This is a genomic window from Dactylosporangium sp. NPDC050688 (assembly GCF_040654515.1).
GTDB lineage: Bacteria > Actinomycetota > Actinomycetes > Mycobacteriales > Micromonosporaceae > Dactylosporangium.
Genome location: NZ_JBFAIC010000058.1, coordinates 22,083 through 28,930, shown reverse-complemented (window position 1 = coordinate 28,930; position 6,848 = coordinate 22,083). Strand labels below are relative to the sequence as shown.

The following is a 6,848-nucleotide window of genomic DNA, read 5'->3' as shown; positions in this document are numbered from 1 at the left end:
GTGTGGTCCGGCTCGGGCGCCACCGCCGGCGGCAAGGCCAGGCCTCTCGCCGGACCGGCGTTCCGCTCACGCACCCTGAGGACTGCCGTGACAGTCGGCGCGTTGTCTGCGGCGTGGGCGCGACCGGGCAGCGCTACCCGGTGGATTGCTGTGCGCCGGCAAACAGGGATCCACCAGGTAGCGGCCGACCCCATCGGCAGGGGCTTGAGCAGTGCGGTTGTGGTCCGCTGGGGGGATGTGCCAGCGGATGGGAGAAAGTCGCGAGAAAATTCTGGGCGGGTGTCGATCGGTCGCTGGGTCGTTCGACCTTGGGGTGAGAGGGTCGAACGGCGGCCCCCGGGAACGAGGAGAACGACGATGGCGAAGTACATGCTCATCATGCGCGGCACCGACGAGTCGATGGCGAAGATGATGCAGACGCCGTTCGAGGAGATGCTCGAGACGGTCGGCCGGTTCAACGAGGAGCTGATCCGGGCCGGGGTGCTCGTCGCGGCCGAGGGGCTCGACGACCCGTCGCAGGGTGTGGTGGTGCGCTTCGACGGCGAGACGCCGGTGGTGACCGACGGGCCTTACGGGGAGACGAAGGAGCTGTTCGGCGGCTTCTATCTGCTCGACGTCGCCTCGAAGGAGGAGGCCGTCGAGTGGGCGAAGCGGCTCCCCGCGTTCGCCGGCTCGGCGGTCGAGATCCGGCGGGTCCCGGAGATCGACGAGTTCCCGCAGGACAACGAGTGGATCATCAAGGAGCGGGCGTGGCGCGAGCGCACCGGTCAGCTGTGACGGCGACCGGCGACGGCGGGTCACCCACCGGTGGCCCGCCCGCCGCCGCCCCGGACCCGACGCCGCCCGCCGAGACCGCCGGAGCCGCAGAGACCGCCGAAGTCGCCGAGAGCGCACAGGTCGCCGAGAGCGCCGAGACCGCTGCGGCAAGCGCGCCGGTGATCAGTGAGGCGGCGCGGCGGGCCGTGGACGCGGTCTGGCGGATCGAGTCGGCGCGGATCGTCGGGGCGCTCGCCCGGTACACCGGGGACTTCGAGCTCGCCGAGGACGTCGCCCAGGAGGCCGTGGCCGAGGCGCTCGTCGGCTGGTCGCGGGACGGTACCCCGGACAACCCGGTGGGCTGGCTGCTCGCCACGGCACGCCGGCGGGCGATCGACAGCTTCCGGCGCAGGTCGGCGCGCGACGACCGGTACGCCGCGCTCGCCGGGCAGCTCGGCGAGGGTGAGGCGGCCACGGGGGCGCTCACGCCGGCCGGGCGGCAGGACGAGCTGCCGTGGGACCCGGACCGGATCGACGACGACATCCTGGCGCTCATGTTCGTGGCGTGCCACCCGGTGCTGGCGCCCGAGGCCAAGGTCGCCCTGACGCTGCGTACCGTCGGCGGGCTGGGCAGCGAGGAGATCGCGCGGGCGTTTCTGGTGCCGGTGCCGACCGTACAGGCGAGGATCACCCGGGCGAAGAAGACGATCGCCGCGGCGAGGGTGCCGTTCGCGGTGCCGTCGGCGCAGCAGCGGCGGGAGCGGCTCGGCGGGGTGCTCAGCGTGCTCTACGTGATCTTCACGGAGGGTTCGACGGCGACGGCCGGGGACGACCTGCTGCGGACCGATCTCGCGTACGAGGCGATCCGGCTCGCCCGGATGCTGGCCGCGGTGCTGCCCGGCGAGCCGGAGGTGCACGGGCTGCTCGCCCTGTTCGAGCTCACCGCGGCGCGGTTCCCCGCGCGCACCGGGCCGGACGGGGAGGCGGTGCTGCTGGAGGACCAGGACCGGCGGCTGTGGGACCGCTCGGCGATCCGCCGGGGGCTCGCCGCGCTCGCCGCCGCGTCGAAGCAGGGGCTCGGCCCGTACGGGCTGCAGGCGGCGATCGCGGCCTGCCACGCGTCGGCGTCGTCGGTGGCCGAGACGGACTGGGACCGCATCGTGGTGCTGTACGAGGCGCTGGGGCGGATCATGCCGTCGCCGGTCGTCGAGCTCAACCGGGCCGTCGCCGTCGCCATGGCCGGCGGGCCGCAGCGGGCGCTGGACATCGTGGACGAGATGGTGGCCACGGACCGGCTGCCGGGGTCGCACCTGCTGCCCGGCGTCCGCGGCGAGCTGCTCACCCGGCTCGGCCGCACCGCGGAGGCGCGCGCCGAGCTGGAACTGGCCGCCCGGCTGTGCCGCAACGCCCGCGAGCGCGCCGTCCTGCTGCGCAAGGCGGCGGCGCTGCTCTGACCGCCGGGATCGTGAGCATCACGATCCCGGCCGGCGCCGGCGGGAATAGGCTCCTCGGCCCGCATTCCCGCAGGATGAGGCGGTGTTGGTCACGCTGCGGCGCACGCCCCGCGGTCATACGGTCAGGGGCATGAAGATCGTGTTGACCGGTGGGACCGGGTACATCGGATCCGTGCTGCTCCAGCAGCTCGTCGCGGCGGGGCACGCCGTCACGGCGCTGGTGCGCAGCGACGAGGCGGCGGCGAAGGTGCGCAAGGCGGGCGCGGAGGCGGCCGTCGGGGACCTGCAGGACACCGCCTGGACGGCGCGGCTGTTCGCGGCGGCCGACGGGGTGGTGCACACCGCGGCGCCCAGTGACGGCAGCGGCGAACAGTTCGACCGCGCGGTCGTCGCGGCGGCGGTGGAGGCGCTGTCCGGCACCGGCAAGCCGTACGTGCACACCAGCGGCATCTGGGTGTACGGCGACAACGCCGCCGTCACCGAGGACTCGCCGTTCGTGCCGCCGGCGCTGACCGCGTGGCGGCGAGGGGTGGAGCAGGCGGTGCTCGACGCGGACCTGGTCGCCTCGATCGTGGTGCCCGGCATCGTGTACGGCCACGGCGGCGGCATCCCGGCCGGGGTGTTCGGGGCGGCCCGCGACGAGCAGGGCCGGGTCCGGCTCGTCGGTGACGGCTCGCAGCACTGGACGACGATCCACGTCGAGGACGTGGCCGCGCTGTACGTCACCGTGGTCGAGCGGGGCGAGCGGCTCGGGTACGTGATCGCCGCGTCGGGGGTGAACCCGACGGTCCGTGAGCTCGGCGAGGCCGCCTCCGGTGGCGCCGGGGTGGCGCCGGAGAGCGTCGAGGCGTCCCGCGAGCGGCTCGGCGCCGCGTTCGCCGACGCACTGCTGCTGGACCAGCAGACCACCGCGGCGAAGGCACGCTCGCTCGGCTGGACCCCGACCAGGCCCACCCTCGTCGAGGAGCTGCGCGCGCACTGACCCGCGGCGAGCGCAGGCTCACGCGACGCAGAACTCGTTGCCCTCCGGGTCGCGCATGACGACGTGACCGAGCTGGTCGCCGTAGGACTCCTCGCCCACGAGCGTGGCGCCCGCGGCGACCAGTTCGGCGGCTCGCGACCGGATCAGCCGGGCCCGCTCCGGCAGGTCCCACGGCGGCTCGCCGGCCACCCGGATGTCGATGTGCATCCGGTTCTTCGCGGTCTTGCCCTCCGGCACGCGCAGGAAGCCGATCGCGGGACCCCGCCCGTCCGGGTCGACGATCGAGGCGCCGTCCGGTTCGTCGTACCCGGGCTCGGGCACGTAGCCGAGGGCCGCCGCCCAGAACGCGGCGAGGGCGTGCGGGTCGGCCGCGTCGCAGCCGAGGGTCCAGTGTGTCGCCATGCGGCCACGGTACTAATGGCGCCGCGGCGGGACGCCGAACAGCGGCATGCGCCGCAGCGGCAGGTCGGTGACGGTCTCGCCGGACAGCGCCAGCATCCGGCGCATGCTGTGCCGGATCAGGGTGTGCGAGACGTGGAACAGCCAGGCGGCCAGCGGCAGCTCGACGAGCACCGACGTGGCGAGGCTGACCCAGCGGTCGGGGCCGGCGGCCGTCATGATGTCGAACCACGCGTCGCAGGCCAGGAGGGTGGCGCTGATCAGCGCGGTCAGCACGACGACCTGCCGGCGCCGCACCGCCGCCCATGCCGTGAGGGCGAGGGCGGCGCCGAGGACCAGGTCGAAGCCCACCCAGGTGGCCCGCCAGTGCCCGGCGAGGTACCGCGGCGGCAGCGTCCACGCCAGCGCCGCCACCCACGGGATCATGAGCAGGCTGGCGGTCGCGACCACCACGACGAACCGGCGCCGGGCCCGAGCGTCGGCGGCCGGCGCCGGCAGCAGTCGGGCCAGGCGCCGGGCCAGGTCGGCCCGCTCGGACGGGGACATCCGAGCGAGCTCGTCGTCGGTGGGCGGCACTCAGCGGCCGCGTTGCGCCCGGTACCGCGACACGAGGGCGGCGGTCGAGGGGTCCAGCGCGGAGGTGTCCCCGGCGCCGGTGAGGGCCGGCTCGATCCGCTTGGCGAGGACCTTGCCCAGCTCGACGCCCCACTGGTCGAAGGAGTCGATGTCCCAGACGGCGCCCTGGACGAAGACCTTGTGCTCGTACAGGGCGATGAGCTGCCCCAGCACCGACGGGGTGAGCTTGTCCGCGAGGATGGTGGTGGTCGGCCGGTCGCCGCGGAACGTGCGGTGCGGGACCTCCTCGGCGGCGACGCCCTCGGCGGCAACCTCCTCGGACGTCTTGCCGAAGGCGAGCGCCTGGCCCTGGGCGAAGAGGTTGGCCATCAGCAGGTCGTGCTGGTCGGCGAAGACGCCGAGGCCCGGCGCGGGCTGCGCGAAGCCGATGAGGTCCGCCGGGATGAGCATCGTGCCCTGGTGGATCAGCTGGTAGTAGGCGTGCTGGCCGTTGGTGCCGGGGGTGCCCCAGACGACCGGGCCGGTCTGCCACTGCACCGGTTGGCCGTCGCGGTCGACGGACTTGCCGTTGGACTCCATGTCCAGCTGCTGCAGGTACGCGGTGAACCGGGACAGGTAGTGGCTGTAGGGCAGCACGGCGTGGGTCTGCGCGTCGTGGAAGTTGCGGTACCAGATGCCCAGCAGCCCCAGCAGCAGCGGCGCGTTGGCCTCCGGCGGGGCGGTGCGGAAGTGCTCGTCCATGAGCCGGAAGCCGTCGAGCATCTCCCGGAAGCCGTCGGGGCCGAGGGCGATCATCAGCGACAGGCCGATCGCGCTGTCGTAGGAGTACCGGCCGCCGACCCAGTCCCAGAACTCGAACATGTTGGTCGTGTCGATGCCGAACTTCGCGACCTCGGCGGCGTTGGTCGACACGGCGACGAAGTGCTTGGCGACCGCGGCGTCGTCGCCGAACGCGTCGAGCAGCCACCGGCGGGCGGCGGTCGCGTTGGTGATCGTCTCGATCGTGGTGAACGTCTTGGACGACACGATGAACAGCGTCCTGGCCGGGTCGGCGGCGCGCACCGCCTCGTAGAGGTCGGCGCCGTCGACGTTGGAGACGAAGTGCATCTCCAGATTGCGGTCGGTGTACGCGCGCAGCACCTCGTACGCCATCGCGGGGCCCAGGTCGGAGCCGCCGATGCCGATGTTGACGATGGTGGTGATCCGCTCGCCGGTGTAGCCGGTCCATTCCCCGGAGCGGACCCGCTCGGCGAAGGCCGCCATGCGGTCCAGCACGGCGTGCACCTTGGGCACCACGTTCTCGCCGTCCACCTCGACGACCGCGTCGCGGGCCGCGCGCAGCGCGGTGTGCAGCACGGCCCGGTGCTCGGTGAAGTTGATCTTGTCGCCGCGGAACATGGCGTCGCGCAGCTGCGCGACCCCGCGCGCGGCGGCGAGGTCGCGCAGCAGGCCCAGGGTCTCGTCGGTGACCAGGTGCTTGCCGTAGTCGAGATACAGGTCCCCGACCTGCAGGGAGTACTTCTCGCCGCGCCGCGGGTCGTCGGCGAACAGGTCCCGCAGGTGCACCTCACCCAGCTCGGCGCGGTGTTTGGCCAGCGCTGCCCACTCGGGTAGCTGGTTGGGACGGCCGTGAGACATCAAGCACTCCTTCAGCGAGGTCACACTCTCACTGGGATTGTGCCCCTTTCGCGTCCGTCTCGTCCTCCGTGCGCCGATCTTGCGATTGGTCCCACCCCTTGGCGAGGGCCCCGACGGGTTCGGCGCGATCCACCGGTACACCTGCCGAAAATGCCGGACGTCGGCGCACGGCGATCAGGACGGCCCCGGCGGTGGTGGCCGCGACGACGGCGCCGACGGCGGCGGTGGGCACCTCGAACAGCTTGAGCGCGCTGGCGATCAGGACGATGACCAGGGCAGCACGCACCACACCCGCCGGTGCCCGCGACGACAGCCGGGCGCCGATGAGCACGCCGGGCACGGATCCGACCAGCACCGCGGCGGCGAGGTCGAGCTGCAGGTCGCCGAAGATGGCGTGGCCCAGGGCCGCGGCGGCGACGAGAGGGATGGCCTGGATGAGGTCGGTGCCGACGAGGTCGTTGGGGCGCAGCATCGGGTACAGCGCGAGCAGGATCACAATGATGAGCGAGCCGGACCCGACGGAGGTCATGCCGACGACCAGCCCGCCGACCGCGCCGAGCAGCAGCGTGGGGATCGGGCGGACGGTGACCTGCGGCGTCCCGTCCGACGCGCCTGCCTTGCGGCTGTTGTACGCCTTGAGCAGCAGCCCGGCGACCGCGAGCAGGAGGGCGACGCCGAGCGCGATGCGGACGACGTCCTGCACCGACTCGCCGTCGCCGAGGGCCCGCATGAGCAGCACGCCGAGGAACGCCGACGGCACGCTGCCCAGGCACAGCCACCGCACGAGCGCCCAGTTGACCGTGCCGCGGCGGGCGTGCACCCAGCCGCCGAACGGCTTCATCACCGCGCTCGCCGCCAGGTCGCTGGAGACCGCGGCGAGGGGCGGGACCCCGAAGAACAGCACCAGGATCGGGGTCATGAGCGCGCCGCCGCCCATGCCGGTGAGACCGACGACGATGCCGACGCCGAGCCCTGCCAGGGCCATCACTGGGTCCATCGGAGAATTGTGCACTAAGTTGGTCGCCTTTGTAGATACGAAACGG

At 73.1% G+C, this 6,848-nt stretch carries 7 protein-coding genes; 3 read left to right on the top strand and 4 right to left on the bottom strand.

The features are described from left to right. Positions 1-357 precede the first annotated feature (357 nt). The 3 genes from AB0H83_RS38560 (at position 358) to AB0H83_RS38550 (ending at position 3,192) form a co-directional block, all read left to right on the top strand. Positions 358-777 carry a YciI family protein gene (locus tag AB0H83_RS38560; protein ID WP_360104128.1) on the top strand — a complete coding sequence of 140 codons (420 nt, stop codon included), beginning with the start codon at positions 358-360 and terminating at the stop codon, positions 775-777. A gap of 161 nt (positions 778-938) precedes the next feature. Continuing rightward, positions 939-2,210: a DUF6596 domain-containing protein gene (locus AB0H83_RS38555; RefSeq protein WP_360104243.1), complete on the top strand. Its 1,272-nt coding sequence runs from the start codon at positions 939-941 to the stop codon at positions 2,208-2,210. A 130-nt stretch (positions 2,211-2,340) separates the two neighbouring features. Next, complete coding sequence (locus AB0H83_RS38550) at positions 2,341-3,192, top strand: NAD-dependent epimerase/dehydratase family protein (RefSeq protein ID WP_360104125.1); 852 nt, start codon at positions 2,341-2,343, stop codon at positions 3,190-3,192. 18 nt (positions 3,193-3,210) lie between these two features. Here the strand turns inward: AB0H83_RS38550 and AB0H83_RS38545 are convergent, their stop codons facing one another. From AB0H83_RS38545 to AB0H83_RS38530, 4 genes are read right to left on the bottom strand one after another with little or no spacing between them, the layout of a single operon-like run. Further along, complete coding sequence (locus AB0H83_RS38545; RefSeq protein ID WP_360104122.1) at positions 3,211-3,594, bottom strand: VOC family protein; 384 nt, start codon at positions 3,592-3,594, stop codon at positions 3,211-3,213. 12 nt (positions 3,595-3,606) lie between these two features. Continuing rightward, positions 3,607-4,137, bottom strand: coding sequence for a hypothetical protein (locus AB0H83_RS38540; RefSeq protein WP_360104119.1), 531 nt, complete (start codon positions 4,135-4,137; stop codon positions 3,607-3,609). Between the two features lie 30 nt (positions 4,138-4,167). After that, a complete protein-coding gene (gene pgi, locus AB0H83_RS38535; RefSeq protein ID WP_360104116.1) occupies positions 4,168-5,805 on the bottom strand; it encodes a glucose-6-phosphate isomerase in 1,638 nt (545 codons plus the stop codon). A gap of 28 nt (positions 5,806-5,833) precedes the next feature. After that, a complete protein-coding gene (locus AB0H83_RS38530) occupies positions 5,834-6,802 on the bottom strand; it encodes a sulfite exporter TauE/SafE family protein (protein ID WP_360104114.1) in 969 nt (322 codons plus the stop codon). Between the last annotated feature and the right edge of the window lie 46 nt (positions 6,803-6,848).

Coding starts and splice junctions, on each gene's coding strand:
- AB0H83_RS38540 (WP_360104119.1), bottom strand. CDS start 4,137: ATGTCCCCGTCCGAGCGGGCCGACCTGGCCCGGCGCCTGGCCCGACTG.
- AB0H83_RS38550 (WP_360104125.1), top strand. CDS start 2,341: ATGAAGATCGTGTTGACCGGTGGGACCGGGTACATCGGATCCGTGCTG.
- AB0H83_RS38560 (WP_360104128.1), top strand. CDS start 358: ATGGCGAAGTACATGCTCATCATGCGCGGCACCGACGAGTCGATGGCG.
- AB0H83_RS38545 (WP_360104122.1), bottom strand. CDS start 3,594: ATGGCGACACACTGGACCCTCGGCTGCGACGCGGCCGACCCGCACGCC.
- AB0H83_RS38530 (WP_360104114.1), bottom strand. CDS start 6,802: ATGGACCCAGTGATGGCCCTGGCAGGGCTCGGCGTCGGCATCGTCGTC.
- pgi (WP_360104116.1), bottom strand. CDS start 5,805: ATGTCTCACGGCCGTCCCAACCAGCTACCCGAGTGGGCAGCGCTGGCC.